25 protein-coding genes and 1 tRNA gene are annotated in these 25,893 nt (G+C 68.4%); 20 read left to right on the top strand and 6 right to left on the bottom strand.

Features of this window, described 5'->3' with window-relative positions; all coding sequences use genetic code 11:
• The 10 genes from VI056_13610 to cdd form a co-directional block, all read left to right on the top strand.
• A partial coding sequence (locus tag VI056_13610) for a choice-of-anchor J domain-containing protein (protein HEY6204063.1) occupies nucleotides 1–1,041 on the top strand: 1,041 nt, incomplete at its 5' end.
• Entirely contained in the window at nucleotides 1,038–1,961 is a 924-nt protein-coding gene (locus tag VI056_13615) for a UTP--glucose-1-phosphate uridylyltransferase (protein ID HEY6204064.1), read from the top strand. The genes VI056_13610 and VI056_13615, both read left to right, overlap by 4 nt.
• Before the next feature lie 156 nt (nucleotides 1,962–2,117).
• Nucleotides 2,118–3,017 carry a G5 domain-containing protein gene (locus tag VI056_13620; GenBank protein HEY6204065.1) on the top strand — a complete coding sequence of 300 codons (900 nt, stop codon included), beginning with the start codon at nucleotides 2,118–2,120 and terminating at the stop codon, nucleotides 3,015–3,017.
• A 19-nt stretch (nucleotides 3,018–3,036) separates the two neighbouring features.
• Nucleotides 3,037–3,894, top strand: coding sequence for a 16S rRNA (adenine(1518)-N(6)/adenine(1519)-N(6))-dimethyltransferase RsmA (gene rsmA, locus VI056_13625; protein HEY6204066.1), 858 nt, complete (start codon nucleotides 3,037–3,039; stop codon nucleotides 3,892–3,894).
• A complete protein-coding gene (gene ispE / locus VI056_13630; GenBank protein ID HEY6204067.1) occupies nucleotides 3,891–4,745 on the top strand; it encodes a 4-(cytidine 5'-diphospho)-2-C-methyl-D-erythritol kinase in 855 nt (284 codons plus the stop codon). The genes rsmA and ispE overlap by 4 nt, the downstream gene beginning before the upstream one ends.
• 48 nt (nucleotides 4,746–4,793) lie before the next feature.
• Nucleotides 4,794–5,159, top strand: a complete 366-nt coding sequence (locus tag VI056_13635; GenBank protein HEY6204068.1) for a KGG domain-containing protein — start codon at nucleotides 4,794–4,796, stop codon at nucleotides 5,157–5,159.
• Nucleotides 5,160–5,186: 27 nt separating this feature from the next.
• Nucleotides 5,187–5,257 (top strand) — tRNA-Gln (locus tag VI056_13640).
• A gap of 22 nt (nucleotides 5,258–5,279) precedes the next feature.
• Nucleotides 5,280–6,644: a bifunctional UDP-N-acetylglucosamine diphosphorylase/glucosamine-1-phosphate N-acetyltransferase GlmU gene (glmU, locus tag VI056_13645; protein HEY6204069.1), complete on the top strand. Its 1,365-nt coding sequence runs from the start codon at nucleotides 5,280–5,282 to the stop codon at nucleotides 6,642–6,644.
• Nucleotides 6,644–7,966: a hemolysin family protein gene (locus tag VI056_13650; GenBank protein ID HEY6204070.1), complete on the top strand. Its 1,323-nt coding sequence runs from the start codon at nucleotides 6,644–6,646 to the stop codon at nucleotides 7,964–7,966. The genes glmU and VI056_13650 overlap by 1 nt, the downstream gene beginning before the upstream one ends.
• On the top strand, nucleotides 7,963–8,370 hold the full coding sequence (cdd, locus tag VI056_13655; protein HEY6204071.1) for a cytidine deaminase: 408 nt from the start codon (nucleotides 7,963–7,965) through the stop codon (nucleotides 8,368–8,370). Before VI056_13650 ends, cdd begins: the two co-directional genes overlap by 4 nt.
• On the opposite strand, the gene VI056_13660 is transcribed toward cdd, so the two are convergent.
• From VI056_13660 to VI056_13670, 3 genes are all read right to left on the bottom strand, one after another.
• Nucleotides 8,367–8,762: a hypothetical protein gene (locus tag VI056_13660; protein HEY6204072.1), complete on the bottom strand. Its 396-nt coding sequence runs from the start codon at nucleotides 8,760–8,762 to the stop codon at nucleotides 8,367–8,369. The genes cdd and VI056_13660 overlap by 4 nt on opposite strands.
• Nucleotides 8,763–8,860: 98 nt before the next feature.
• Complete coding sequence (locus VI056_13665) at nucleotides 8,861–9,397, bottom strand: PH domain-containing protein (GenBank protein HEY6204073.1); 537 nt, start codon at nucleotides 9,395–9,397, stop codon at nucleotides 8,861–8,863.
• Nucleotides 9,398–9,408: 11 nt separating this feature from the next.
• Nucleotides 9,409–10,467, bottom strand: coding sequence for a polyprenyl synthetase family protein (locus VI056_13670; protein HEY6204074.1), 1,059 nt, complete (start codon nucleotides 10,465–10,467; stop codon nucleotides 9,409–9,411).
• A 70-nt stretch (nucleotides 10,468–10,537) separates the two neighbouring features.
• On the opposite strand from VI056_13670, the gene recO reads away from it, so the two are divergent.
• The 5 genes from recO to VI056_13695 all read left to right on the top strand — a co-directional run bounded on the left by recO (nucleotide 10,538) and on the right by VI056_13695 (nucleotide 15,048).
• Entirely contained in the window at nucleotides 10,538–11,320 is a 783-nt protein-coding gene (gene recO / locus VI056_13675) for a DNA repair protein RecO (protein HEY6204075.1), read from the top strand.
• Nucleotides 11,317–12,675: a glycine--tRNA ligase gene (locus VI056_13680; GenBank protein HEY6204076.1), complete on the top strand. Its 1,359-nt coding sequence runs from the start codon at nucleotides 11,317–11,319 to the stop codon at nucleotides 12,673–12,675. Before recO ends, VI056_13680 begins: the two co-directional genes overlap by 4 nt.
• Before the next feature lie 13 nt (nucleotides 12,676–12,688).
• Nucleotides 12,689–13,405, top strand: coding sequence for a hypothetical protein (locus VI056_13685; GenBank protein ID HEY6204077.1), 717 nt, complete (start codon nucleotides 12,689–12,691; stop codon nucleotides 13,403–13,405).
• Between the two features lie 10 nt (nucleotides 13,406–13,415).
• Nucleotides 13,416–14,051, top strand: a complete 636-nt coding sequence (locus VI056_13690) for a hypothetical protein (GenBank protein HEY6204078.1) — start codon at nucleotides 13,416–13,418, stop codon at nucleotides 14,049–14,051.
• Nucleotides 14,052–14,253: 202 nt separating this feature from the next.
• A complete protein-coding gene (locus tag VI056_13695) occupies nucleotides 14,254–15,048 on the top strand; it encodes an SMP-30/gluconolactonase/LRE family protein (GenBank protein HEY6204079.1) in 795 nt (264 codons plus the stop codon).
• Nucleotides 15,049–15,090: 42 nt separating this feature from the next.
• Here VI056_13695 and VI056_13700 read toward each other — a convergent pair whose 3' ends face one another.
• The gene (locus VI056_13700; GenBank protein HEY6204080.1) at nucleotides 15,091–15,558 is read right to left on the bottom strand and encodes a hypothetical protein; all 468 of its coding nucleotides are present in this window, start codon (nucleotides 15,556–15,558) and stop codon (nucleotides 15,091–15,093) included.
• Nucleotides 15,519–15,911: a phage holin family protein gene (locus tag VI056_13705; GenBank protein HEY6204081.1), complete on the bottom strand. Its 393-nt coding sequence runs from the start codon at nucleotides 15,909–15,911 to the stop codon at nucleotides 15,519–15,521. The genes VI056_13700 and VI056_13705 overlap by 40 nt, the downstream gene beginning before the upstream one ends.
• Before the next feature lie 96 nt (nucleotides 15,912–16,007).
• On the opposite strand from VI056_13705, the gene ppdK reads away from it, so the two are divergent.
• The 5 genes from ppdK to rpoD all read left to right on the top strand — a co-directional run bounded on the left by ppdK (nucleotide 16,008) and on the right by rpoD (nucleotide 25,384).
• Entirely contained in the window at nucleotides 16,008–18,743 is a 2,736-nt protein-coding gene (ppdK, locus tag VI056_13710; protein ID HEY6204082.1) for a pyruvate, phosphate dikinase, read from the top strand.
• A gap of 10 nt (nucleotides 18,744–18,753) precedes the next feature.
• Nucleotides 18,754–19,842, top strand: a complete 1,089-nt coding sequence (locus VI056_13715; protein HEY6204083.1) for a deoxyguanosinetriphosphate triphosphohydrolase — start codon at nucleotides 18,754–18,756, stop codon at nucleotides 19,840–19,842.
• Between the two features lie 183 nt (nucleotides 19,843–20,025).
• Nucleotides 20,026–21,819 (top strand): ATP-binding protein, encoded by a 1,794-nt coding sequence (locus VI056_13720; GenBank protein HEY6204084.1) that lies wholly within the window; start codon nucleotides 20,026–20,028, stop codon nucleotides 21,817–21,819.
• A gap of 74 nt (nucleotides 21,820–21,893) precedes the next feature.
• On the top strand, nucleotides 21,894–23,726 hold the full coding sequence (gene dnaG, locus VI056_13725) for a DNA primase (GenBank protein HEY6204085.1): 1,833 nt from the start codon (nucleotides 21,894–21,896) through the stop codon (nucleotides 23,724–23,726).
• Nucleotides 23,723–25,384 (top strand): RNA polymerase sigma factor RpoD, encoded by a 1,662-nt coding sequence (gene rpoD, locus VI056_13730; GenBank protein ID HEY6204086.1) that lies wholly within the window; start codon nucleotides 23,723–23,725, stop codon nucleotides 25,382–25,384. The genes dnaG and rpoD overlap by 4 nt, the downstream gene beginning before the upstream one ends.
• On the opposite strand, the gene VI056_13735 is transcribed toward rpoD, so the two are convergent.
• Nucleotides 25,372–25,887 carry a nitroreductase family protein gene (locus VI056_13735; protein HEY6204087.1) on the bottom strand — a complete coding sequence of 172 codons (516 nt, stop codon included), beginning with the start codon at nucleotides 25,885–25,887 and terminating at the stop codon, nucleotides 25,372–25,374. The genes rpoD and VI056_13735 overlap by 13 nt on opposite strands.
• Nucleotides 25,888–25,893 lie beyond the last annotated feature (6 nt).

The following is a 25,893-nucleotide window of genomic DNA, read 5'->3' on the forward strand; positions in this document are numbered from 1 at the left end:
TTCGCGCGCCAGCAGGCGGGCGGCGACGATCTCATCAACGCGTTCATGGCGCACGGCATCGACACCCCGGCCGATCTCGACGCGGTGCTTCGCGCGCGTGGGCAGCGGAGCCTCGAGGATCTGTTCGCCGACTTTGCCGCCGCGAACGCGTTCATCGGATCGTCGGCGGAAGCTCGGTACAGCTATCCGAACGGCATCGCGTTCCGTACTCCCGCCGGCCCGACCGATCAGGATCGCGTGACGCTTGGCAACACCGTGTCTTCGAGCACGCACGAGTACGCGGCGCGCTACCTCGAGCTCCCGCGAGCGGTGATGAAGATCCACTTCGATGGAGCGCGTCAGACCAAGCTCCTGCCGACCGATCCGCACTCCGGCAAGGCGATGTGGTGGTCCGATCGCGCGGATGGGCTCGACAGCACGCTCACGCGGACCGTCGACCTGCGGGGTGCCACGCGACCGACCCTGTCGTACTGGACCTGGTACGAGATCGAGAAGGACTACGACTACGCGTACGTCGCGGTCTCCACCGACGGGGGCGCGCGCTGGACGACTCTTCAAGCGCCCGCGACCACGACGGATGATCCGAACGGCACCAACCTGGGCAACGGCTACACCGATCTCTCGGGTGGGGGCAGGGCCCCGGTCTGGATCCAGCAGGAGGTCGATCTCACGCCGTACGCGGGTAAGGAGATCCAGGTCCGCTTCGAGTACGTGACCGACGGCGCGCTGAACCTTCACGGTATGGCGATCGACGACATCGCGATCACCGGGGTCCTGAACGACGACGCCGAGAGCGACAACGGCTGGAAGGCCGAGGGCTTCGTCCGCTCGACGAACGTCGTCGCCCAGCGTTTCCTCGTGCAGGTCCTGCGCTTCACGGCGAACGGGACGACCGTCGACAGGCGCAGCGTCGACGCCGGAACGCTCGACCTCGATCTCGACACCTCGACTGACCGGCGTGCCCCGCTTCTCGCCGTGACCGGGTTCGCCGTTCGGACGACGCAGGCCGTCCCGTTCAGCGTCGCGGCCGAGCGCCGATGACACGCGAGCACGAGACGGGTGCGCCGGCGGTGAAGCCGGTGAGATACGGCGTCATCCCAGCGGCCGGACTCGGCACCCGCTTCCTGCCGATCAGCCGCGCCGTGCCGAAGGAGCTCATCCCGATCGTCGATACACCGGTGATCGAGATCGTCGTGACGGAGATGACCGAGTCGGGCATCGAGCGTGTCGTACTCGTCGTCGGACCGGGCAAGGAGTGGATCGAGGCGTACTTCAAACCGAATCCGCGCATCGAAGCGCGGCTCGCGGCCGACATGCGCACCGAGGACCTCGAGCTTCTGAAGCGCGCCGAGCGCCTCGCGCAGGTGAAGTCCGTCCTCCAGGCCGAGCCGAAGGGGAACGGGCACGCCGTGCTCCAGGCGCGCGGTCTCGTCGGCGAGCAGCCGTTCGCGATGCTCTGGGGCGACGACATCATGCTCGGCGAGCAGCCGGCGCTGATGCAGCTCATCAAAGCCCGCGAGCGCCTGGGTGGTGGGAGCGTGATCGGCTGCATTCGAGTGGGGAAGAAGGACATCAGCCGCTACGGCGTCGTCGCAGGCACCGAGGTCGACGACGAGACCCTGCGGGTCATCAGCATCGTGGAAAAGCCGGCGCCCCAGGATGCCCCCAGCGACCTCGCGGCGGTCCACGGGTACGTGCTCGAGCCGGACATCTTCGACGTCCTGGCCAAGCAGCCGCCCGGTCGGGCCGGAGAGGTCTGGCTCACCGACGCCGTCGCCGAGCTCGCTCGTCAGGGCGCTCCGGTCTGGGCCGTCGAGCTGAAGGGCCAGCGCTACGACTGCGGCGACAAGATCGGCTACGTGAACGCGTTCGTCGACGCCGCGCTCGGCCGGAACGACACCGGATCCGCTGTTCGCGCCCATCTGGAGGGCCTCGGCTGGAAGGCGCCCCGCGGACGCTAAGCGTTCAGCTGCTCCCCTAAACAGGCGCCCAGGCGCCTAAACGCCACCGCCGTAGCCTCTGCTAGGATCTTCTGCGTTCCCCCTGAGTACACCTAGGGCTTTGCCATGCCCGGGTCGTGTGGGGTCGGGAAGGTGGGGAAGCTGTACCGGACATCGTTGGCTGAGCTGCGGCGCGTCGCGTCGCTCGCCCTGATCTCGCTCACCGCGTTCGGCGCGGCGCTGGCGCTGGCATCGATCGCCGCGGGCGCGCCGGGCGTCACGCGTGCGAGCGACTTCGCTCGTGTCGCTCCGGTATCACGCTCGCTGCCACGCGACGTTCCGCCGCCCGCGCCGGCGATGCTGCGCATCGTCGCGCCGAGCGTCCCGCTGACCCTCGTGGATGCCCAGGGCATCACGCCGCTGCGCGCGCCGCGGGCCGCCACCGTGGCCGAAGCGCTTGCCGTGAACGGCATCGAGCTGGGGCCCCAGGACCGCGTCGACAGCGCTCGGGACGCCATCGTCGCGGCCGGCGATGTCATCCATCTCGTCCGGATCGCCGACTACGACACCGTGGTTCGGGAGACGCTCGCGTTCCCCGTCCAGATCCTCCAAGACGCAGATCTTGCGGCGGGCCGCGTCGTGGTCGTCACCGCGGGCATCACCGGGCTGGCCGACAACACCTACCGCGTGCATGTCGTCGACGGCGCGGAAGCCGGGCGCGCCCTGATAAGCAGCTTCGAGGTCGTCACGCCGGTGACCGAGGTCCGGCGGGTCGGGACGAAGCCGGCCCCGGCGCCAGCCGACATCGAGTCCGTCATCCGAGCTGCGGCCGCAACATGGGGTGCCGACCCGAACCAGCTGCTTCGCGTCGCGTGGTGCGAGAGCCACTACAACCCGTACGCGGTGAACTCGCGCTCGGGGGCCGCGGGTCTCTTCCAGTTCATGCCCGCGACCTGGGCCGCGAACAGCGTGCGTGCCGGTTACGGCGGCGCGAGCGTCTTCGATCCCGTGGCCAGCGCGAACGTGGCGGCGTACATGTTCGCCCACGGCCAAGCGGCCCAGTGGACGTGCAAATAGCGCACTAGTCTTCGCCGCGGTGGACGTCGTCGATCCGCGAGAGCTGAGGAGCATCCTGCGGCGGCACGGCGTCCGCGCCGCGACCTCACTCGGCCAGCGGTTTCTCGTCGATCGCCGCGTCCTGCAGGCCATCCTCGAGGCCGCCGAGCTGTCGCCCGCGGACGACGTCCTGGAGGTCGGTCCGGGGCCCGGCGTGCTCACCGCGCAGCTCGCCGACCGGGCTCGCTCGGTCACCGCGGTCGAGATCGACGAGCGGATGGTCGCGGTCCTCCGCGACACGCTGGCGGGCCGCGACAACGTGCGGATCGTCCGCGCAGACGCGCTGGCGGTGGATCTCTTCGCCGCCGGCGAGCGTCGGCCGACACGCATCGTCGCGAACGTCCCGTACCAGATCACGACCCCGCTCCTCGAGCGCTTCATCGGCGACGACCGGCGTCCGCCCCTCGTCGTGGTGCTGGTCCAGGAGGAGGTCGCGCGCCGCATGGTGGCGACGGCATCCGCGGGGAAGGAGCGCGGCTACCTGTCGGTGTTCGTGCAGTCGTTCGCCGACGCGAAGATCGTGCGCCGCGTACCGCCGAGCGCATTCCGGCCCGCACCGAAGGTGAGCTCCGCGGTCGTCGCCCTGCGTACGCGGCCGCGGCCGGCGTTCGCGCCGCTGCAGCGGACCGCATTCCTGCGGTTCGTGAGCGATGTCTTCCGCCACCGCCGCAAGCAGCTCCGCGGCGCGCTCGGTCACGAGGCCGGCGTCGCGCCGGACCGCGCCGCCGTGGCGCTGCGCGAGTGCGGGATCGAGCCGCGGCGCCGCGCCGAAGAGCTCACTCTCGAGGAATGGACCGCACTCGCGCGCTCCCTCGGCGTGCCCACCGGTCCGTCGTGACGCGCGCCGTCACGCTCCTCGCTCCGGCGAAGATCAACCTCGCGCTCGCGGTCACCGGCAAGCGAGCGGACGGCTACCACGACCTGCGGAGCGTGTTCGCGACGATCGATCTCGCCGATCGCGTGCGCGTCGCGCCGAGCCGCAGTCTCGAGGTGCGCATCGCCCCGAACGTCGGCGCGCCGCGCGGCGACGATCTCGCGAGCCGCGCGGTACGCGCGATGGCCCAAGCGACGGGTCACGACGCCGCGGCGTTCGTGCAGATCCGCAAGCGCGTGCCGGTCGCCGCGGGCCTGGGTGGGGGATCGAGCGACGCGGGCGCGGTGATCCGCGCGCTCGCGGCGATCTGGCACTGTGACGATCTCGATCTCGTCGCGGTCGCGGCGACCGTGGGATCGGATGTGCCGTTCTTCGTGAGCGGCGCGCGCGTTGCCCTGGTCTCCGGGCGAGGCGAGCGCGTCGATCCGCTTCCCGATCCGCAGCCCATGCACGTCGTCGTCGTGCGGTCGCGCGCACGCCTATCGACGGGCGATGTCTTCGCGGCGCTGCGGAGCGAGGATCGTGGCGGGACGGCGTCGGTCGATGCCGTGAACGCCGCGTTCGCACAGCGCGCCGTCACGGCACCGCTCCTTCGCGAGCACGCACGCAACGATCTGCTTGCACCGGCGGAGCGGCTCTGCCCCGAGATCGCCCAGGCGCGCCACCGCGCCGCGCGGCAGGGCATCCCGCTCTCGCTCAGCGGTAGCGGACCGACGCTTTTCGCGGTCGCGGATGACCGTCGCGACGCCCTGCGGATCGCGCGGATCCTTCGCCGGGTCGGTCTTGCGGCACACGCGCACACGATGGCTGGCTAAGGGTCGCCGGACCGGGCGAGCGAGGGCTGTCCCCTTAACGTGAAAGGCATGGACGACAAACGCGGAGACATGACCGTGCGCCAGGCCGGCCAAAAGGGCGGGACCTCGACGGCCGGCAAGCACGGGGCGTCCTTCTACCGGGAGATCGGCAAGCGCGGCGGTCAGGCGCGTAAGGGCCAGCTCGGCACCGAGGGCTACGCGAAGCTCGGGCGCAAGGGCGGCGAAGCGCGCAAGACGCAGCTCGGATCGAAGGGCTACGCGGACCTCGGACGAAAGGGCGGCGAGGCGCGCAAGACGCAGCTCGGCAGCGAGGGTTACGCGCAGCTCGGGCGCAAGGGCGGCCGTCGCGTGGCCGAGCTCATCCGGCGTGGAAAACAGCCCACGAACGGCGAGAAGACCGGCGACCGCCGCTAGTCCCGAATATCCTTTGGCCGTGTCCGCTGGGGCGTGGCCAAGTGGTAAGGCAGGGGACTTTGAATCCCCGATCCCAGGTTCGATCCCTGGCGCCCCAACCCGCCTGACCCGCCAATCCGAGTGACCGCGGGACCGCCGGGCATCGTGCTCGCGGCTGGTCTGGGCACGCGGATGCGCTCTCAGACCCCGAAGGTCCTGCATCTCGTGGCCGGGAGGCCCCTGCTCTCGCACGTCCTCGATGCCGTTCGGGGCGCCGGGGCGCGCCCGGTCGTGGTGCTGTCCAAGGAGAGCGAGCCCGCACGAGCCATCGTCGGCGACGGCGCGGTCGTCGCGATGCAGGATCCGCCCCAGGGCACGGGGGACGCGGTGCGCGTCGCGCTCGGCGCGATCCCGGACGCCTCGGGCGAGGCGTTCATCGTCTATGGGGACACGCCGCTGCTGCGGGCGAGCACGCTGCGCGCGCTGGCCGAGCTTCGCGCGAAGCGCGGCGCGCCACTCGCGCTCCTCTCGGGAATGGTCGGCACGTCGAACGCGTACGGGCGCGTCGTTCGCGATGCCGGCGGCGACGTCGCGCGTGTCGTCGAGGCGCGTCTCGCGACCGCCGAGGAGAAGCGGCTCCCGGAATCAAACCTGGGCGCATACGCGGTCGATCTCGCGTGGCTGCGCAAAGCGGTGCCGCGCCTGCGCGCGAACGAGACCGGCGAGATCTTTCTCACCGACCTCGTCGCGCTCGCCGCCGCGGAGGGCGCGCGCGTCGCGGCCCACTGCACTGAGGACTCCGACGAGGGCATGGGCGTGAACACGCGCGTCGAGCTCGCGGCCGCCGAGGACGCCGTGCGACGCCGGATCCGCGAACGGCACATGCTCGGCGGCGTGACGTTCCACGATCCCGGCTCGTCGCTCGTCGACGCGGACGTTGAGATCGCGCCCGACGTCGTCGTCGAGCGGGGCTCCGTCCTCGAAGGGCGGACACGCATCGGCACCGGCACGCGCATCGGCCCGTACACGATCGTCCGCGACTCTACGATCGGAGAAGGCTGCCGCGTGGAGGCGTCGATGATCGAGGGCGCGACCCTGGAGGACGGGGTGCGCATCGGTCCGTACTCGCATCTCCGGCCCGGCGCGTATCTCGAGAAGGGCGTCGAGATGGGGAACTTCGGCGAGGTGAAGAACTCGCGCCTCGGCAAAGGCACGAAGATGCATCACTTCTCGTACGTCGGCGACGCGCAGGTGGGCGAGCGCGTGAACGTCAGCGCGGGCGTCATCACCCTGAATTTCGACGGCGTGCGCAAGCACCGCACAGAGATCGGCGACGACGCGTTCATCGGATCGGACTCGCTGCTGCGCGCACCGATCAAGGTCGGCGCGCGCAGCCAGACCGGCGCGGGCTCGGTGGTGACGAAGGACGTGCCGGACGACATGCTCGCCGTCGGCGTTCCTGCGCGCATCCGCAAGAAGACCGAGCGCAAGGACAAGGCGACCTGATGGATTCGCCCGCCTGGCAGCTGCTCCTCCTCGAGCTCGCGCTGGTCGTCGTGCTCGCGGTGCTCTCCGCGAGCGAAGCGGCGATCAACATCGCGCGGCGGCCCGGCGTGATCGATGAGCTCACCCTCCGCGGTCGCCGCGGGCAGCGTGCCGGTGCGATCGGACGCCGCGCCGGCTACTACCTCGCGGCGATCCAGGTCGCCGAGTTCCTCATCGTCTTCACCTACGCCGGCATCGCGGCCGCGTTCATCGCCCCGCGGCTGTCGGCGCTGCTCGCGTTCTTCCTGCGCATCGACACGACCGCCGTCTTCACCGACGTCAGCGCGGTCGCCGTCACCGTCGCGGTGCTCTCGCTCATCGCGGTGCTCTTCGGCCTCTTCGTCCCGCGCGCGATCGCCGCGCGTCACGCGCAGGGAACGCTCCTGCTACTCGCGTTCCCGCTCGAGCTCATCACCTGGCTCACGCGCCCGATCGTGACCGTGCTGTTCCGCGTGACGCAGGTCATCGTCCGACCGTTCGGCGGTACCGCGCCGCAGCCCGGCGTGGTGACGGAGGACCAGATCCGCGCGCTCATCGAGACCGGCCAGGCACAGGGCGTCCTCGAGCGCACGGAGCAGGAGATGATCAGCTCGATCTTCGAGATGGGCGAGAAGACGGTGGCGGAGGTGATGGTCCCGCGCACCGACATCGTCGGTCTCGACGTCGAGACATCGCCGCAGGAGCTCCTCGATCGCATCACGACGGTCGGCCACTCGCGCATTCCGGTGTATGAAGGGTCGGCCGACAACATCATCGGGATCCTGTATGTGAAGGACGTCTTCCGCCGCATCGCGCGCGGCGACCGTCAGCTCGCGCTACGCCAGTTCCTGCGGCCGGCCGTGTTCGTCCCCGAGACGAAGAAGGTGGACGCGCTGCTTCGAGAGATGCAGAAGGACAAGGTCCATATCGCGATCGTCGTCGACGAGTACGGCGGCACAGCCGGCCTGGTCACGATCGAGGACCTCGTCGAAGAGATCGTCGGCGAGATCCGCGACGAATACGATGTTGAGCACGAGCTCGTTCTCCCCGTGTCTGAGACCGAGGCGCTGATGGACGCGCGCATCCCGTTCGAGGACGTGCGCGAGACATTCGGGCTCGAGGTCGAGCCGACCGAGGCCTACGACACGCTCGGCGGTTTCGTCACCGCACAGCTCGGGCGCTTCCCGCGCCAGGGCGAATCGTTCGAGGCCGCCGGCGCGCGCTTCATCGTGGAGACCATCGAAGGAAAGCGCATCCGCCGCGTCCGCGTCACGCGGCTCCAGCCGAGCCCGGAGCCGGCTTGACCGAGATCGGACCGGGCGACGAGGAGCTGATCCGCGTCGCCTCGCTCGCGCGGCAGCGCGCGCACGCGCCCTACTCGAAGTACAAGGTCGGCGCGGCCATCCGGACCCCGCGCAACAGGGTGCACAGCGGCGCGAACGTCGAGAACGCCTCGTACGGCCTGACCGTTTGCGCGGAACGGACCGCTGCGTTCGCCGCGGTGAACGCCGGCGACACGGCGTTCGATTCGATCGCGATCGTCATCGACGACGAACGTCTCCCCACGCCGTGCGGCGCCTGCCGCCAGGTGCTCGCGGAGTTCTCGCCGGACATGCGCGTGATCCTCGCCACGACAGGTGGGAAGCGAAAGGTCACGACGCTGAGGGAACTGCTTCCGGATCCATTCCTGCCCGAGAACCTGCGCTAGGTCGCGAAGCGTGGTCGCGCGACCTCTCGCCAAATCCCATCGGCCAAGTCGTGCACGATCAGCTCCCGGGCGATGAAGTCCTGCGCCAAGTCGATATCGCCGAGTGACGCCCACGCCTCGTCGAGCTGCTCCTGGCTGTTGATGCTGTCGCGATGGAGAAGCGTGACGTGCGCGCGGTACGTGGCGCGCTCCGGGCCGAGCAGGGCCTCGCGGAACCGTCTCAGGTCGCTCTGCGGATCGTCTACGACGAGAAAGAGACCAGGGTCGGGCGCGATCCATCGCGCCGAGCGCGAGATCCGCAGGCGGAGTGGGGGCGTCGCGGCGGCCACCGCGATCAGCCGCTCCAGGTCGACCAGATCGTCGATCACGGTCACGTGCGACTCGACCGTCATGGCTTGGTCCGGATCCCAACGGTGCCGGAGCTCGTCGACGCGGTCGCGGAGCGACCCGGTGAGCTCGGCGATCGCGATGCGACGCGTCGGGTCGGCGATCAGCCTGGCGTCTGCGCGTCGGTGAGCGCGCGGTAGAAGGCGGTCGCGTTCGTCATCGCGAGCTCGCGCAGACCTCCGCTGATGCGCTCCTCGGCGTGCTCTCCGGCGGACTCGAGGTGCAGAACCCCGAACCCGCGGATGATCCGCAGCGGGAATGGCCGCGTGAGGCTCGCGTCCTGGATGCGGTCGAGCAGCAGCGCCGCCTGGTTGCGGTTGAGCACGCCCCAGGTCGCGATCACGCGCCGATCGGTGAGGACGAACCATTTGCGGCTCCACGGGATCCAGCGCACGACGATCCACACGAGCAGGACGAGCGCGGCGATGACGAGCGAGCCGGCGAGCGCGCTGTTCGCCTGGCCGGTCGCGTACAGCGCGCCCACCACCAACAGGATCAGCAGCAGCACGAGCGGCTCCCAGAGAAAGAGCGGCCGTGTGGCGACGAGGACACGCTCGTTCGGCTCGAGGACGAGATCGCCGGGAACAGAGAAGGCTATCCACGTCGAGCGCGCGTCTCCCCGGCGTTCGCGATCCGACATTCGCGGGAATCTTAGGCGGAGAGCGTTCCCGCCGCCGCCGGTTCGTCCGCCGCGCCGGTCGCGCTCGCGACGAGATGTTCGAGCAGACGCAGTGGTGGCCCTCCGCCGGCCGCAACGCCGTGCAGGAGGTGCAGCGCGCGGCCGCGATGCGCTTCGATCTCTCGCTCGAGCATCGCCCGCACACCGAGGTCGTCGAGGATCGCGCGGATCCGGTCCACGTTCTCCGCCGGAAGCGGGGCCTGCGGCGCGAACAGCTCGTCGAGCTGCGCGCGCACGCGCGGCGACGCGCGCTCGAACGCCAGCACGACCGGCAGCGTCTTCTTGCGCTTCACGAGGTCGTTCATCTCGATCTTCCCGGTCCGCTCGGTCGACGCCCAGATGCCGAGCAGGTCGTCATGGGCCTGGAACGCCTGACCGAACTCCTCGCCGAAGCGCGCGAGCTGCTCGCGCACCGTGGGGTCGTCGCTCGCGAGCATCGCGGCACTCTGTGCCGACGCGCCGAACAGCGCGCCGGTCTTGCGCGCGGCCATCACGCGGTAGCGGTCCGCGGTGACGTCGGTGCGAGATTCGAAGCTGATGTCGAGGAACTGGCCCTCGCACACCCGGACGCAGGTCTGATCCATCAGGCTCGCGAAGTCCAGGATCCTTTCCGCCGGGAATCCGAGCTCCCGCAGACGCTGCACGGCGAGCCGCGAGACGGCGTACATGCCGTCGCCGGCGTTGATCGCCTGCGGGACGCCCCACACCGACCAGACCGTGGGCCGGTGATGACGGGCCGGATCCTGGTCCTCGATGTCGTCGTGGATGAGCGTGAAGTTGTGCAACAGCTCGATCGCCGCGGCCGCGGGCAGCACGCGCGGCGGCACGCCCGCAAGGGCTTCGAACACCAGCAAACACAGGAGCGGCCGGAGGCGCTTTCCCCCGCGCGGCCGTGCCGCGTCGAGGCCGAGGTGGTACAGCATCATCCCGTAGAAGGGCTGTAGCGCCGGCTCGGGCTGCGTCAGGAGCGAGCGGATCTCCTCATCGATGGAGGCGACGCGTGCCTCGAGAAGCGCCTGTGACGACTGCATGCCCACCGTGATCGATGATACGTGCGTCGACGTTCACGCAGCGTCACCCAGCGATTAGCATGCGTTCTTGATGGCGTCGCGCACGTATCGCGCCGAGGCGATCGTCCTTCGGACGGTCGATTTCGGAGAGGCCGACCGCATTCTCGTGCTCTTCAGCCGCCACTTCGGGAAGCTCCACGTCGTTGCCAAGGGCATCCGACGTGCGACGAGCCGCATGGCGGGGCACGCGGAGCCGCTGACGCATGCCACCTATCAGCTCGCTCGCGGTCGCGAACTCGACGTGCTCACCGGTGCGGAGACGCGCGCGGTGTACCCGAGCCTCCGCGACGACCTCATGCGCATCGCCGCGGGCTGGTACGTCGTTGAGCTGACCGACCGCTTCACTCTCGAGCACGAGCCGTCGGCGCCGCTCTTCGATCTGCTGGAAACGGCCCTGCGGCACCTGGACGCGGGCCACCCACCGGGCCTGGTGTGCCGGTGGTTCGACCTCCACCTGCTCGATCGCTCCGGTTTCAGGCCCGAGCTGTATCAGTGCGTCTCGTGCCGCGACGCGCTGCAGGAACGCCAGAACGCCTGGAGCGCGGCCGCGGGTGGCGCGCTGTGCGCGTCGTGCGCGATGAGACTGAGCGGCCAGCTCGCGCTCACCGTGCGTGCTCTCAAGTCGCTGCGCTATCTGCTGCAGAGCGACTTCGCCGGTGCCGCGCAGCTCCGCGTCGACGCGACGCTCGCGAGCGAGCTCGAGCACCACATGCGCTTCTTCGTGCAGCACGTCATCGACCGCGAGATCACCGCGGCGCGCCTGCTCGACGAGATCCGCGCGCTGCCACCGCTCCCGAGCCCAGCGGCCTCGTGACCGCGTCGGATGTAGCCGACAAGCTCACCTCTCTCGCGAAACGGCGGGGGTTCGTATTCCCGTCGAGCGAGATCTACGGTGGCGCTGGCGCGACGTGGGACTACGGGCCGCTCGGTGTGGAGCTCAAGAACAACGTGAAGCGTGCGTGGTGGCGCGCGATGGTCCAGCTGCGCGAGGACATGGTGGGTCTCGACGCCGCCATCCTCATGCACCCTAGAGTCTGGGAAGCCTCGGGGCACGTCGAGAACTTCACCGATCCGCTCGTGGAATGCCGCAACTGCCGGAAGCGCTACCGGATCGACGAGCTGCCGAAGGGCGGCCATCTCATGGACGCGTGGCGGTCCAACCAGATCGACCTGAGCAGCGTCGCTTGTCCCAGTTGCGGGGAGAAGAAGCTCGCCGACCCACGGCGCTTCAACCTCATGTTCAAGACGTTCGTCGGTCCCGCGGAGGACACCGCGTCCGTCGCCTGGCTGCGGCCCGAGACAGCGCAGGGCATCTTCGTGAACTTCGAGAACGTGCAGCAGTCGACGCGGCGGCGGCTGCCGTTCGGGATCGCGCAGATCGGCAAGTCATTCCGCAACGAGATCACGCCGGGGAACTTCATCTTCCGCTCGCGCGAGTTCGAGCAGATGGAGATGCAGTACTTCTGCCGCCCCGATGACGCGCCGCGCCTCTTCGAGGAGTGGCTCGCGCGACGCCGTCAGTGGTACGCCGACCTGGGCATCGCCGACGCCGTCCTCCGCTTCCGCGAGCACGCCGAGAACGAGCGCGCGCACTATGCGGCGAAGGCCGTCGACATCGAGTTCCTGTACCCATTCGGATGGAACGAGACCGAGGGTATCCACAACCGCACCGACTTCGACCTCCGGCGCCACAGCGAGTTCTCCGGCAAGGACCTGCGCTACCACGACGACCTCACCGGGGAGCGCTTTCTCCCGTATGTCGTCGAGACCGCTGTCGGGGCCGATCGCGCCACGTACGCGCTGCTCTGCGCGGCGTATGCGGAGGAGCCTGACAAGGAGGGCGTGCGCGTCGTGCTGCGGCTGCACCACGCGATCGCGCCGTACAAGGTCGCGGTCCTGCCGCTGTCGAAGAACGAGAGGCTCACGCCGCTCGCGCGCGAGGTATGGGCGGCCATCCGCCCGCACTTCATGAGCACGTACGACGAGACCCAGGCGATCGGCCGCCGCTACCGGAGGCAGGACGAGATCGGCACGCCGCTCTGTGTCACTGTCGACTTCGATTCGCTAGAGGACCGCGCCGTCACCATCCGCGACCGTGACAGCATGGCCCAGGTCCGGGTGCCGATCGCCGATCTCGTGCCCGCGCTGAAGGAGCGGCTCGGCGCCTAGCGCGGCTGCGCTCGTGGCGCTCCTGTATCTCGCTGCGCACGGCGCGCGCGCGCCGTTCCTCGCGCTGCTCGGACTGCGACGGCTCCGCAATCTCGCCCTCGTGCTCGCGCCGTACGCGGTGACCGTTCCGCTCGCGTTCGCCGTTTCGGAACGACTCGACCCCGCGGCGGCGGCGGGCCTGGTCGCCGTGGTGCTCGCACCCGGGGCGTTCCTCGCGCCAGTGGTCGTCATCGCGGCGGGCGGTCGCCGGGCGGACATGGCGGGCGCGCTGCTGCTTGGCACTGCCGTCATCTCCTTCGTGCTCGTCGCCACGCGGCCGGGCGCGGTCACGCTCGCGCTGACCGCCGCGCAAGCCTTCGCCCTGGCCTCGCTCGTCGCCGGGGCGCTGCCGACGGTCCGCGACCGACTCCTCGTACCGTTGCGGTGGGCCGGTCATGCCGCCGGCATTGCCGTGATCGTCCTCGCGGCCGCCGGCGGTCCGCGCATCGATGCGACGACGGTCGCCGTCGCGCTTGCCGCCGTCGCTCTGCTTCTCAGCGTCGCCGGCGCGGCCGCCGCGTTCATGAGGCGGGATGTGTTCTCGGCGCTCGCCGCGACCGGCACGCGCGATCCGATCGTCGCGACCGCGCTCGCGTGGTCGACCGGCGGCGTCGACGCGACGGCCGTGCCGCTCGCGAGTGCCGTAATTCTGGGTATCGCCGCTGCGGCGCTCGTCATCCGCCGGCGCTAGGCTCCGCACAGTGCTCGTCCCGCTCATCACCACGCTTGTTTCGGGCGCGTTCGCCGTGGCCGTGGCGATGCAGTACGCGCGAAAGCGGCGGTCATCGCAGCTGGCGTGGGCGATCGGTCTTCTCCTCTTCGCGGTCGCGGCGTTCATGGGTTACCTCGCGCGATCCGGTGGCGCGACCGATGTCGAATACCGGCTCTTCTACCTGTTCGGCGCGATCGCGAACGTCGCGTGGCTCGCGCTCGGCACTGTCTTCATCGTCGCGCCGCGATACGGACGCGCCGCGCTCGCGGCGGTGCTCGCGCTGTCGGCCCTCGCTGTCTATGCAGTCTTCGCCTCTCCGGTCGACATCGCGGTGGCCGTCGACACCGGCAAGGGCTATCCGGACGGCTCGTTGCCACGCATCCTCGCCGCGATCGGTAGCGGGGTCGGGAGCCTCGTTCTCATCGGCGGCGCCCTGTGGTCGGCCTGGGTCTTCCTCCGTCGACGGAATCAGGGCCGGCGCGCGATCGCGAATGTGGTCATCGCGGTGGGAGTCTTCATCGTCGCGGCTGGCGGGACCGTCGCGTTCACCGGCGCTTCTGGGATCCTCGAGCTGACGAACCTCCTTGGCGTGTCGGTCATGTTCGTCGGCTTCCTGCTGATCTGACCCGCGCAATAGACTCGGCCAAATCCCTCAAAGGGGAGGAGCCATGAGGAAGCTCGTGCCGCTCACCACGCTCGCACTCGTCCTATCTATGTCGTAGCCGGCTCTCGGCGCGCCGGCCGCCGGCTCGGTCCAGAACTTCGGTCCCGAGCTGAGCGCCACCTGCAATCTTCCCGAAGGCATCGCGGTCGATCCGCAGGGCAACGTGTACGCATCGCCGCTGAACTTCGGTGCGGCGAGCGGCCCTGCGAACATCTGCGTCCTCGATCCGAGCGGCGCGCTCATCGACGTCATCAGCGTCGCGCCGGTGCCTGGCGGCGTCGCGAGGCTGCTGGGGATGCTCTTCGTTCCGAGCGAGGGACTTCATGTCGGAGACGTTGGGGGCGGTCGCGTGCTGCGTATCGACGTCGGCACGCACGACGCGACGACGATTGCCAGCGGTTTCGGCGCGCCGAACGCCTTCGCCCGTGACCGGGCGGGCAACCTGTTCGTGTCCGACTCGTTCCCGGGCACGATCACGAGGATCGCTCCCAACGGCAGCAAGACGGTGTTCGCCTATCCGGCCCAGCTCGCACCCCCGTCGGGCGAGTTCCCACCGTTCGGTGCCAACGGCCTCGCGTTCGATCGGAACGAGCGCTTCCTCTATGTCGCAATGACTGCTCGCGATCAGGTGTTCCGCATCGCTTACGAGGGTGGATCACTTGGCGCGATCCAGCTGTTCGCGCAGGGTGTCGCGGGCGGCGCCCTCGACGGCGCCGACGGCATCGCCTTCGACGTACGCGGGAACTTGTACGTGTGCTCGAATCAGTCCGACGGGATCGCGGTGCTCTCGCCTGACGGTGGCGTGATCGCCGAACACCGTGGCACCGGCGCGAACGCGTTCAACTCGCCGGCGAGCATCGTGTTCAAGGGACGCACCGTGTACGTCGCGGACCTCGCGCTGTTCCACGGAGGTCCGAACAAGGTCAGCGCGTTCGCCGCGCCCTATCCGGGGAAGTAGCGACACCGCGGGGCCCGGTCGATTCCGGGCCCCGCCGCGCGATCAGCTCTCTGTCGGCAGATCCTCGTCCCCGACCAGACGCGAGGCGAAGCGCCGCGCCACGAGGGTGAGCGCTGCGGTCACCGCGGTGCTCACGGCCTGAAAGATCGCCTGCCGGGCCTTCGGTCCCTGCTCGACCTCGCCGATCTCGCTACGCAGCGCGTCGCGGAGTCGCTTGCGGGCCTTGCCCTTCAGCTTGTCGGCCCGACCCCCGAGCCGCGCAATGACGGCATCGAGATCGGTGTCGGAGCGGCGTATCCGCCGCTCGCGCACGCCGCGAGCGATGCCGACCGCGCCGATAGCAAGCATCGAGCCCAGCGTGCCGAAGACCGCGGCGGGCTGGCGCCGAACGAGGTTGCGCGGATCCACATCCTCGCGGAAGCGGGTCCGCAGCTCGCTCAGATCGACGTCCAGGCTCGCGCGGAGATCAGCTAGCTCGCGCTCCGTCCGAGCAGACGGGCTTTCGCCCAACGCATCGTCTCCTTCAGCGAATTGATGCTTCGCGTGGGACCGCGAAGGTCCAGCTTCTTGTATCCGATGTAACCGGTGAGTGCGGCGAGCGCGATGAACAGCGCGAACACGATGAGGGCCGCGGCCCACAGGGGCAGCCAGATCGCGATCACGGCGATCACGAGCACGGTGAGCGCGATGAGCGTGCCCAGGATGAACGCGAACGCGATGCCGAACCACATCGCGGCGCGCAGGTTCGCGCGAACGATCTCGGCGATCTCCTGGCGCGGCAGCTCGAGCTGTTTGCGGATGTACAGCCGGACGTTGTTGCGGATGCGGCCGAGGAGCGTGCGGTAACCAGGTCGTTCGTACAAGGAAGGCGAATGTACCGCAGGCGTCCGCATCGCGGAGTCCGTCGGAGCACGAAATCTGCCAGAATCGCGACGTCCGAAGGGGAGGTGCTCCGCTCCGTGCCTGCACGTCGACGCTCGACCGCCAAGAAGAGCACCGCGAAGGCCAAGAAGTGGGTCTATCTCTTCGTCGACGGCAAGGCCGAGGGCAGCGCGAAGATGCGCGCGCTCCTCGGTGGCAAGGGCGCTGGCATCGCGGAGATGACCAACGCGGGCCTCCCGGTGCCTCCGGGCTTCACGATCACCACCGAGGCGTGCAACGCCTACTTCGCATCGGGGAAGAAGCTTCCGCCGAGGCTTTGGGATCAGGTCGAGAAGGCACTCGCGCGCGTCGAGAAGTCCACCGGAAAGAAGCTCGGAGACACCAAGAACCCGCTCCTCGTCTCGGTGCGATCGGGCGCAGCGATGTCGATGCCCGGCATGATGGACACCGTCCTCAACCTCGGCCTCAACGACGAGAGCCGCGCCGCCCTGGAGAAGCTCACCAAGAATCCACGCTTCGCCTGGGACGCCTACCGCAGGTTCATCTCGATGTTCGGCCGCATCGTGCAGGACATCCCGGCGGAGAAGTTCGATCACGCCCTCGACGCGAAGAAGAAGGCCACCGGTGCCAAGAGCGACACCGATCTCACCCCGAAGTCGCTGCAGGAGCTCGTGACGGAGTTCAAGGAGATCGTCCGTCGCGAGACCAAGAGACCATTCCCAACCGAGCCACTCGAACAGCTGCGTCTCGCGATCGAGGCCGTATTCGGATCGTGGTTCGGGCGCCGCGCGGTCGATTACCGCAACGCGTTCAAGATCGCTCACGACCTGGGCACCGCCGTGAACGTGCAGTCGATGGTCTTCGGGAACATGGGAGACGACTCCGGGACGGGCGTCGCGTTCACGCGGAATCCGAACACCGGCGCGAAAGAGCTCTACGGCGAGTATCTCGTGAACGCGCAGGGCGAGGACGTCGTTGCCGGAATCAGAACGCCCTCGAAGATCGCCCAGATGAAAGACGAGATGCCGAAGGTCTACGCGCAGTTCGAGAAGATCGCGCAGCGCCTCGAGAAGCACTACCGCGACGTGCAGGACCTCGAGTTCACGATCGAGCGCGCGAAGCTTTACATGCTCCAGACGCGCAGCGCGAAGCGAACGGCGCGCGCAGCGGTGAAGGTCGCGACCGACATGGTGCGCGAGAAGGTCATCAACAAGGACGAGGCGCTTCAGCGCGTGGATCCGATGCATGTCGAGCAGCTGCTCCTGCCGCGGTTCGACGAGTCCGAGGTCGAGAAGGCGCGAAAGGCGGGTCGCTTCCTCGCAAAGGGTCTCAACGCCTCGCCCGGTGCCGCGACCGGGCGCGCGGTCTTCGACGCGGACCGCGCCGTCGAGCTCAAGGGATCGAAGCAGCTGGTCGTGCTCGTGCGCCCCGAGACGAGTCCTGACGACTTCCACGGGATGATCGCGGCGACCGGGATCCTCACCGCTCGAGGTGGGTCGACGAGTCACGCCGCGGTGGTCGCGCGTGGCCTCGGTCTTCCGTGCGTCGCGGGCGTCGCCGCGCTTGACATCGACCTCGCGAAGCGTCAGATGCGCGTCGGCGACAAGGTCGTGCGCGAGGGCGACGCCATCTCGATCGACGGGACGAGCGGCGAGGTCTTCCTCGGCGAGCTTCCGACGATCCAGCCGAACTTCCGCGAGGAGAAGGAGCTCATCGAGCTGCTCACGTGGGCGGATGCGCGTCGCACGCTCGGCGTGTGGGTGAACGCCGACACTCCCGAGGAGTGCCGCCTGGCGCGCGAGCTGGGCGCGGAAGGCGTTGGGCTCGCGCGGACCGAGCACATGTTCCGGCAGGCCGAGCGACTACCGATCGTGCAGGACATGATCATGGCCGACGACGCCCCCGGACGGAAGGTCGCCCTGGCGAAGCTGCTGCCGTTCCAGCAGGGCGACTTCTTCGAGATGTACAAGGCCATGGACGGTCTGTCCGTCGTCATCCGGCTCATCGACCCGCCGCTGCATGAGTTCCTGCGTGAGTACGCGGACGTCGACGTCGACATCGCGGTGATGCGCGCGACCGGGAAGGACGGCGTCGAGCTCGAGCGCAAGGAGAAGATCGAGCGGCGCCTGCAGCAGCTCCACGAGGACAACCCGATGCTCGGCCTGCGCGGCTGCCGCCTCCTGCTGGTGTACCCGGAGATCCTCGAGATGCAGATCCGCGCGATCCTCGGCGCCGCCATCGACGCGTCCGAGAAGGGGATCAAGGCGAAGCCCGAGATCATGATGCCGCTCGTCGGCGTGATGGGCGAGCTCGACCGGCTGCAGGAGCAGGTCGTCGCCGTCGCCGAGGCCATCTTCAAGGAACGAGGCAAGAAGGTCCCGTACAAGTTCGGGACGATGATCGAGATCCCGCGGGCGTGCCTCATCGCCGACGAGATCGCGACGAAGGCCGAGTTCTTCTCGTTCGGAACGAACGACCTCACGCAGACGATCCTCGGCATCTCGCGCGACGACGCGCAGAAGAGCTTCCTCACCAAGTACGTCGAGCAGAAGATCATCCCCGCCGATCCGTTCCAGGTCCTCGACCGCGACGGTGTCGGCGCAATGATGCGCATCGCCATCGAACGCGGGCGAAAGACGCGGCCGGGACTCAAGATCGGCATCTGCGGCGAGCACGGAGGCGATCCGTCGTCGATCGCGTTCTGCCACGACGTCGGCCTGACGTACGTGTCGCCGTCGACCTATCGCGTGCCCGTCGCTCGACTCGCGGCAGCGCAGGCGGCGATCGCCGGCGCGGGGGAGAAGGACCGCTAACATCCGGGCCATGGCCACCAAAGTTGAGCGCGGCGCGAAGCTGTCACGCGACCGCAGCGTCGCGTCGCTACGGATCCGTGAGCGCTCCGAGGAACTCGAGGGCACGACACTCGCGCCGTACGCGACGAAGAGCGCGGACGGCCGGCGTGACAAGCCGGAGGAGCCCTCGCCCACGCGGACCGCATTCGCGGTGGACCGCGACCGCATCATCCACAGCAAGGCCTTTCGACGCACGAAGCACAAGACGCAGGTCTTCCTCGCGCCCGTCGGCGATCACTATCGCACGCGCCTGACGCATATCCTCGAGGTCAATCAGATCGGACGAGCGCTCGCCCGCGCGCTGCGGCTGAACGAGGATCTCGTCGAGGCGATGGCACTCGGCCATGACATCGGGCACACGCCCTTCGGCCACATAGGCGAGGAGCTGCTCGCGCGTTTCCTGCCCGACGGATTCCGTCACAACCAGCAGAGCGTGCGGATCGTCGAGAAGCTCGAGAAGAACGGCGCGGGTCTGAACCTCACGAAGCAGACACGCGACGGCATCCTCAAGCACAGCTCGCCCACGGAAGGCGGCCTCGAGACCGCGGCCTGGGGCGAGCCGGAGACGCCGGAAGGCTGGGTAGTCCGCTATGCCGACAAGATCGCGTACCTGCACCACGACATCGACGACGCGATGCGGGCCGAGATCATCACCGAGGCCGACCTACCCCAGGACATCCGCTCCGCGCTCGGGAACGATCGCGCCGAGCGCCTGGACACGATGATCTACGACGTCGTCGTCACCTCATATGGGAAGCCCGAGGTGACGATGAGCGACGAGGTGCTCGAGGCCACCAACGCGCTGCGCAAGTTCATGTTCGACAACGTCTACCTCGCGGGGCCCGCCAAGACCGAGGACGAGAAAGCGCAGGGGGTCCTCTGGGAGCTCCTCCAGTACTTCGAGGCGCACCCGGACCGGATGCCAGCGGAGCATCAGCGGATCGCCTCGTCCGAGAACACCAAGCGGGCCGTCGCCGACTACATCGCCGGGATGACGGACGGGTATGCCTTGGACACGTTCACCAGCCTGTTCATCCCGGCCGCCTGGAGCCACCTCTAGGCGGATCGTCATCTGCACAGTGCCTCGCTCCGCTCGGCTGTGCAGGGTACGGGCGAGCACTCACCCTCACGGGGAGTGTCTGCACACTGCCCTCGCTACGCTCGGGCGTGCGCAGCAAAACGAGTCGGCCCTGCCGACTCGTTTTGTAACAGGCATGCAACTTGCGACGCCGACCGCGTGACGATGGGACTGCAGCTGGGTGAGCCAGCGGTGAACGGCCACGCCGTCCAGTTCTATGAGCGCGACCCCTATCTGCTCGACAGCGTCAGCGACTACCTCGGATCGGCGCTCAGCGCCGCCAGCGCCGGCATCCTGATCGCGACCCCGCCGCATCGCGACGGCGTGGCGCAGCGCCTCACCGCTCGTGGCCTCGACATCCTCGGGGCGGGAGCGGAGGGCCGGTACGTGGCGCTCGACGCGCGCGACACGCTCAACCGGTTCATGGTCGACGGCTGGCCGGACCCGGCACGGTTCGACGACACGATCGGGATGCTCATCTCGACGACGCGCGAGCGCGCATCGCAGATCCACGCCTTTGGCGAGATGGTCGCTCTCCTCTGGGCCGAGGGGAACAGGGACGCGGCCATCCGGCTCGAGGAGCTCTGGGCCGAGCTGCATACCCGCCACCCGTTCTCACTACTGTGCGCGTATCCGATCGAGGCGTTCCACGACACCTCGCACGCCAAGTCGTTCGGCGAGATGACGGCGATCCACACAGCCGTGATCCCTGCCGAGAGCTACATGGGGCTTCAGGGTGACGCCCAGCTTCGCGTCATCGCGCGGCTCCAGCAGCAGGCCGGCGCGCTGGAAGCCGAGACGATCCAACGCCGGCACGCGGAGGCGGAGCTGCGCAAGAAGGTGGAGCAGCTCGCGGACGCGGACCGGCGCAAAGATGAGTTCCTCGCGATGCTCGGACACGAGCTTCGCAATCCACTCGCGCCAGTGACCACGGCGCTGCAGCTCATGCGCCTTCACAGCGACGAACCGCTTCGCGTGACGCGCGCTCGCGAGACGATCGAGCGTCAGGTCGAGCACATGACCCGCCTGATCGACGATCTCCTCGACGTCTCACGGATCACGCGCGGCAAGATCGAGCTTCGACAGGAGGCCGTCCTCGTCTCGACGCTGGTAACGCGCGCCGTGGAAGCCGCGCGGCCGGTCATCGACGAGCGTGGCCATCGATTGACGCTCGACCTGCCCGACGAACCCCTCACGCTCAGTGCCGACCCTGCGCGTCTCGAGCAGGTGCTTGCGAACCTCCTCAACAACGCCGCGAAATACACCGATGTGGGCGGTCGGATCTGGCTCCGCGCGTTCGTGGACGCTGGGCACCTCGTCCTGTCGGTGAAGGACAACGGTGCGGGTCTCACACCCGCGATGCGCGATCACGTTTTCGATCTCTTCGTTCAGGGCCCCGACGTCCGCGCGTACGCACGCGGCGGGCTCGGCATCGGGCTCACCCTGGTCCGCCGTCTCGTCGAGATGCATGGCGGAACGGTCGAGGCGCGCAGCGATGGGCCCGGGCAGGGCAGCGAGTTCATCGCACGCCTGCCGATCCGTCCGGTGAGCCAGGTCGTGCCGCACAACGACCCGATCGGCGCCGGGCTTTCCGCACTTCCGAAGCGCCGGGTCCTCGTCGTCGACGACAACGTCGACGCGGCCGACGCGCTTGCGGAGCTTCTGCGCGACTACGGCCACGACGTGCGCGCTGCGCACGACGGCCCGAGCGCGATCGAGCAGGCGGCGCTCCATCGACCCGACATCGTGCTGCTCGACATCGGCATGCCTGGATTCGATGGCTACGAGGTCGCCCGGCGGATGCGCGGTGAGCTCGGGTCGAAGGCTACGCTCGTGGCGCTCACCGGCTACGGCGAGGCGCGCCACCGCCGTCTGTCGCGAGCCGCGGGATTCGATCAGCACGTGACGAAGCCCATCGACATCCGCAAGCTGGAGAAGCTCCTCACCGCCACGAACTGATCAGGGCCGCATCTCACTCAACGACGGCTGACGTCCTCGAGTGCGCGCAACGTCCGACCGCTACCGTTGTAGTGGTGCCGGGTGATTTCGATCTCGTAAAAGAGCGCGTTGACATCGTCCAACTTGTCGGTACGAAGGTCGCCCTTAAGAAGGCCGGACGGATCTATCGCGGGCTCTGTCCTTTTCACGCCGAGAAGACGGCCTCATTCACGGTCGATCCGGAGAGACGCACCTATCACTGTTTCGGATGTGGGGTTCACGGGGACGTCTTCACCTGGATGGAGACACAGGTAGGTCTGTCCCCGGCGGAGGCGCTCAAGGAGCTAGCGGAGAGCGCCGGAGTCGAACTCACTCGGCGCGCGCCGGAGCAGCGCAAGCAGGAAGACCGGCTCTTCCAGGCGAACGACGCCGCGACCTTCTATTTCCGCCAGGCGCTGCGCGGTACCCCGCGCGGCAAGTCTGTCACCGAGTACCTCGCCAAGCGCGGCATCACACAGGAGTCGATCGACGCCTTCGGCATTGGCTACGCGCCGGACCAGCGCGACAGCCTCCTCCTGTACCTCCGGAAGAAGGGGTTCAGCGAGGACGACGCTGTCGCGGCCGGACTGGTCACCAAGAACGAGCGGGGCCTGTGGGACCGCTTCCGCGACCGGCTGATCGTCCCGATCCGGGACCGGCGCGGCCGAGCCATCGCCTTCGGCGGCCGCGCTATGCGCGACGACCAGCAGGGCAAGTACGTCAACTCCAACCAGACGCTCCTGTTCAACAAGAGCGCCACGCTGTACGGCCTCGACAAGGCCAGCGCGGCCATCCGGAAGGAGGGCACGGCCGTCATCGTCGAGGGCTATTTCGACACCATCGCCTGCCATCAGGCCGGCTTTACCAACGTCGTCGCGTCCATGGGGACGGCGCTCACCGAGGACCAGTACCGGGTCTTGAACGACATGAAGATCGAGCGCGCCATAGTCGCCTTCGACGGCGACGCTGCCGGTCAGCGGTCCGCCGAGTCGCGCGGACGGGAGCTCCTCAGCGCCCTCAGCCGGTTCGGATCGGGCGCGGGCGGCGGTCGGCTGGGGACCCGGACCGGCCTCGCGCTCTTTGTGACCGTGCTGCCGGAGGGGCTCGACCCTGACGACGTCGCTCGGAAGGAGCCGGAGACCTTCCGCCGCCTCCTGGCGGAGGCCAAGCCGCTGCTCGAGTTCCTCATCGATCGGGTCCGCGCGACGTCTCGCCTCGATCAGTCCGAAGGCCGGCTCCGCTTCCTTCAGCGGACCGCCGCGCTGATCGCGGAGGAGCCGGATCCTGTTCGGCGGGAGGTCTACCTGTCGGAGGTGGCGGGAAGCGCTGGGGTCGATCCCGCGTTCTTGAGAGAGAGGCTCCCCGCGGCCGGAAAGAGTACGCAGAGGACGGCGCGGACGCCGACCGAGCCCTCGCCGCCGCGTCGCGAGGCGCCAGCAGCGAAACAAACGCCTTCTTTTGAGCGTTACGTCATGGCACTATTAACTCGATATCCGGAGGAGATCGCGCGCGCCGACCTTGCCCCCACTGACCTGGTAGACCCCGACCTGCGTACCCTCTACGAACAGCTTCAGGCGGGGAAGCGTCCGGACTCTGACTTGCCGGCTCAACTAGCCGCCCTTGCTGCGGCACTTGGCGCAAATGCGCCTGAGCTCGACGAACAGACGGACCCAGGCCAGGTGATCGAGATCGCCGCGCTGCGCCTTCGGGTAGACAACGTGCAGCGTCGTTTGGGTGAAGCGCGGATCCAGCTCGCGCACGCCGAAGGCGACGTCGGGGGGTTGGATGGCGAGATCGCGCGGATGGGCGAGGAGCTCGAGCGGCTCATGAAGCGGCGAGAGCGCCGCACGGTGCTGCGCGGCGAGCTGGAACGAGAAGAGGATCGATGAAAACGACAACGAAGGAAAAAGAGACCGAAAAGGCCGTCCCTGAGCGCACCGGGATCCACCCGGAGCACAAGGAGCAGGCCGAGCGTCTGCTCGCACGGGGACGCCAGCAGGGTTATGTCACGCAGGAGGACATCGTTCGCGCCATCCCGGACGCGGAGCCGGGCGAGGTCGAAGAGCTCCTGCTCGCCCTCGACGACAACAACGTCGAGATCCTCGAGGCGGAGCGCGGTCCGAACTGGTCGCAGGTCAAAGAAGAAGAAGAAGAGGCCGAGGAGCTTCAGCGCGAGGACGCCATCTCGGCGGTGCTCGCGAGCGACCTCATCAGCGTCGACGACCCGGTCCGCATGTACCTCAAGGAGATCGGCAAGGTCCCCCTGCTCACCGCGGAGGAAGAGGTCAACCTCGCGAAGTCGATCGAGCTTGGGGAGCAGGCGCTCGTGTCGCCCGCGCTCTCGGTCATCCACCTGTACGAGCTGGGCGTCGAGGTCAAGAAGCGCATGGCTCTTGGCCGTCCGCGCGAGTTCGTCGACGAGGCGACCCGCTTCACAGTCAAATCACTGAACCGCACGCTCGGCGACCCGGAGGGCGGCAAAGAGCTTCGCCGTCTCACGAACCGCCTGCTGAAGCTGCGCGATCCGCTGAAAGCAGAAGCGAACAGCAAGGAGATCTCGACCGAGGCGAAGGTGCTCATCGACGAGACCGTCGCGCTGATCGACGCCGCGAAGCGCGACCCGCAGCGTCTCGCGTTCCGCATCCTGCCGCAGTACGCGAAGATCCACGGACCGGCGGAAGGCGCGGAGCGTCTTGGCGAGCTCGTCATGCTCGGCCAGGAGATCCGCGACGTGCTCGTGAAGAACCTCAACATGCTGGTCGAATCGGACGCCGACGAGCAGCGCGCGCTACGCCGCCTCGCGGATGAGCTCATCCAGAAGGGCGACGACGCGCGCCACAATCTCACCGAGGCGAACCTTCGACTCGTCGTTTCGATCGCGAAGAAGTACATCGGTCGTGGTATGTCGTTCCTCGATCTCATCCAGGAAGGGAACATCGGCCTCATCCGTGCGGTGGAGAAGTTCGACTACCGCAAGGGCTACAAGTTCTCCACCTACGCGACGTGGTGGATCCGTCAGGCCATCACGCGCGCGATCGCGGACCAGGCGCGGACGATTCGCATCCCGGTCCACATGGTCGAGACCATCAACAAGCTCATCCGCGTCTCGCGTGGCCTGCTGCAGGAGCTCGGCCGCGAGCCGACCGCGGAAGAGATCGCCGAGCGCATGCTCATCACGCCGGACAAGGTGCGCGAGATCGTGAAGGTCTCGCAGGAGCCGGTCTCGCTCGAGACGCCGATCGGTGAGGAAGAGGACAGTCACCTCGGCGACTTCATCCCCGACAATCAGGCGCTCGCGCCATCCGACGCGGCGTCGCACAAGCTGCTCAAAGAGCAGGTGGAGAGCGTGCTCGAAGGACTCACCGGTCGCGAGCGTCGCGTGCTGCAGCTTCGCTTCGGTCTCGAGGATGGCCGCACGCGCACGCTCGAGGAAGTGGGCCGTGAGTTCAACGTCACGCGGGAGCGCATCCGTCAGATAGAGGCGAAGGCGCTACGGAAGCTGCGTCACCCGAGCCGGAGCCGCAAGCTCAAGGACTATTTGGAATAGCGCTCGTAGCTCACGATCTCTGAGAGCGGCTTGCGGCCTCCGGGCCGCGCGTTGGGACGAGGATCCTTGGCCGAGACGGGCCGCCCGATCATGACGATCGAGCGCGCGGTCCGGTCGGCCGGGACGCCGAGGATGCGTTTGGCCTCGGCCTGCTGCGCGTCGTCGCCGAACCAGGCGACACCGCCGCCGTAGCCGAGGTTGTGCGCTGCGATGAGGATGCGCTCGGTCACGCGGCCCTCGTCGTAGGCCTCGCTCACGCCGGCGCCATCGAGCACGATCGCGATCCCCAAGGGCGCGCCGGCGAGCCAGTTGATCGGAGGCCGCAGCTGGCTGATCCTGCGGAGACGGTCCTTGTCCTTGACCACGACGAAGTGCCACGGCTGAGTGTTCCGCGAGCTTCCCGTCCATTGCGCGACGCGCAGCAGCTGCTTGACGACCTCGTCGGGAACTTCGTCCGCTGCGTACTGCCTGATCTGACGAACGGTGCGGATGCGGTCGATCAACGAACG

The organism is Candidatus Limnocylindria bacterium, from assembly GCA_036523395.1.
In the GTDB taxonomy this organism is placed as follows: Bacteria; Chloroflexota; Limnocylindria; order P2-11E; family P2-11E; genus CF-39.

What these genes read in the sequence shown, in the direction of transcription:
- VI056_13615 (HEY6204064.1), top strand. Translation starts at nt 1,038, where the DNA reads ATGACACGCGAGCACGAGACGGGTGCGCCGGCGGTGAAGCCGGTGAGA.
- VI056_13635 (HEY6204068.1), top strand. Translation starts at nt 4,794, where the DNA reads ATGGACGACAAACGCGGAGACATGACCGTGCGCCAGGCCGGCCAAAAG.
- VI056_13650 (HEY6204070.1), top strand. Translation starts at nt 6,644, where the DNA reads ATGGATTCGCCCGCCTGGCAGCTGCTCCTCCTCGAGCTCGCGCTGGTC.
- VI056_13660 (HEY6204072.1), bottom strand. Translation starts at nt 8,762, where the DNA reads ATGACGGTCGAGTCGCACGTGACCGTGATCGACGATCTGGTCGACCTG.
- VI056_13665 (HEY6204073.1), bottom strand. Translation starts at nt 9,397, where the DNA reads ATGTCGGATCGCGAACGCCGGGGAGACGCGCGCTCGACGTGGATAGCC.
- VI056_13670 (HEY6204074.1), bottom strand. Translation starts at nt 10,467, where the DNA reads ATGCAGTCGTCACAGGCGCTTCTCGAGGCACGCGTCGCCTCCATCGAT.
- recO (HEY6204075.1), top strand. Translation starts at nt 10,538, where the DNA reads ATGGCGTCGCGCACGTATCGCGCCGAGGCGATCGTCCTTCGGACGGTC.
- VI056_13715 (HEY6204083.1), top strand. Translation starts at nt 18,754, where the DNA reads ATGGCCACCAAAGTTGAGCGCGGCGCGAAGCTGTCACGCGACCGCAGC.
- VI056_13720 (HEY6204084.1), top strand. Translation starts at nt 20,026, where the DNA reads ATGGGACTGCAGCTGGGTGAGCCAGCGGTGAACGGCCACGCCGTCCAG.
- rpoD (HEY6204086.1), top strand. Translation starts at nt 23,723, where the DNA reads ATGAAAACGACAACGAAGGAAAAAGAGACCGAAAAGGCCGTCCCTGAG.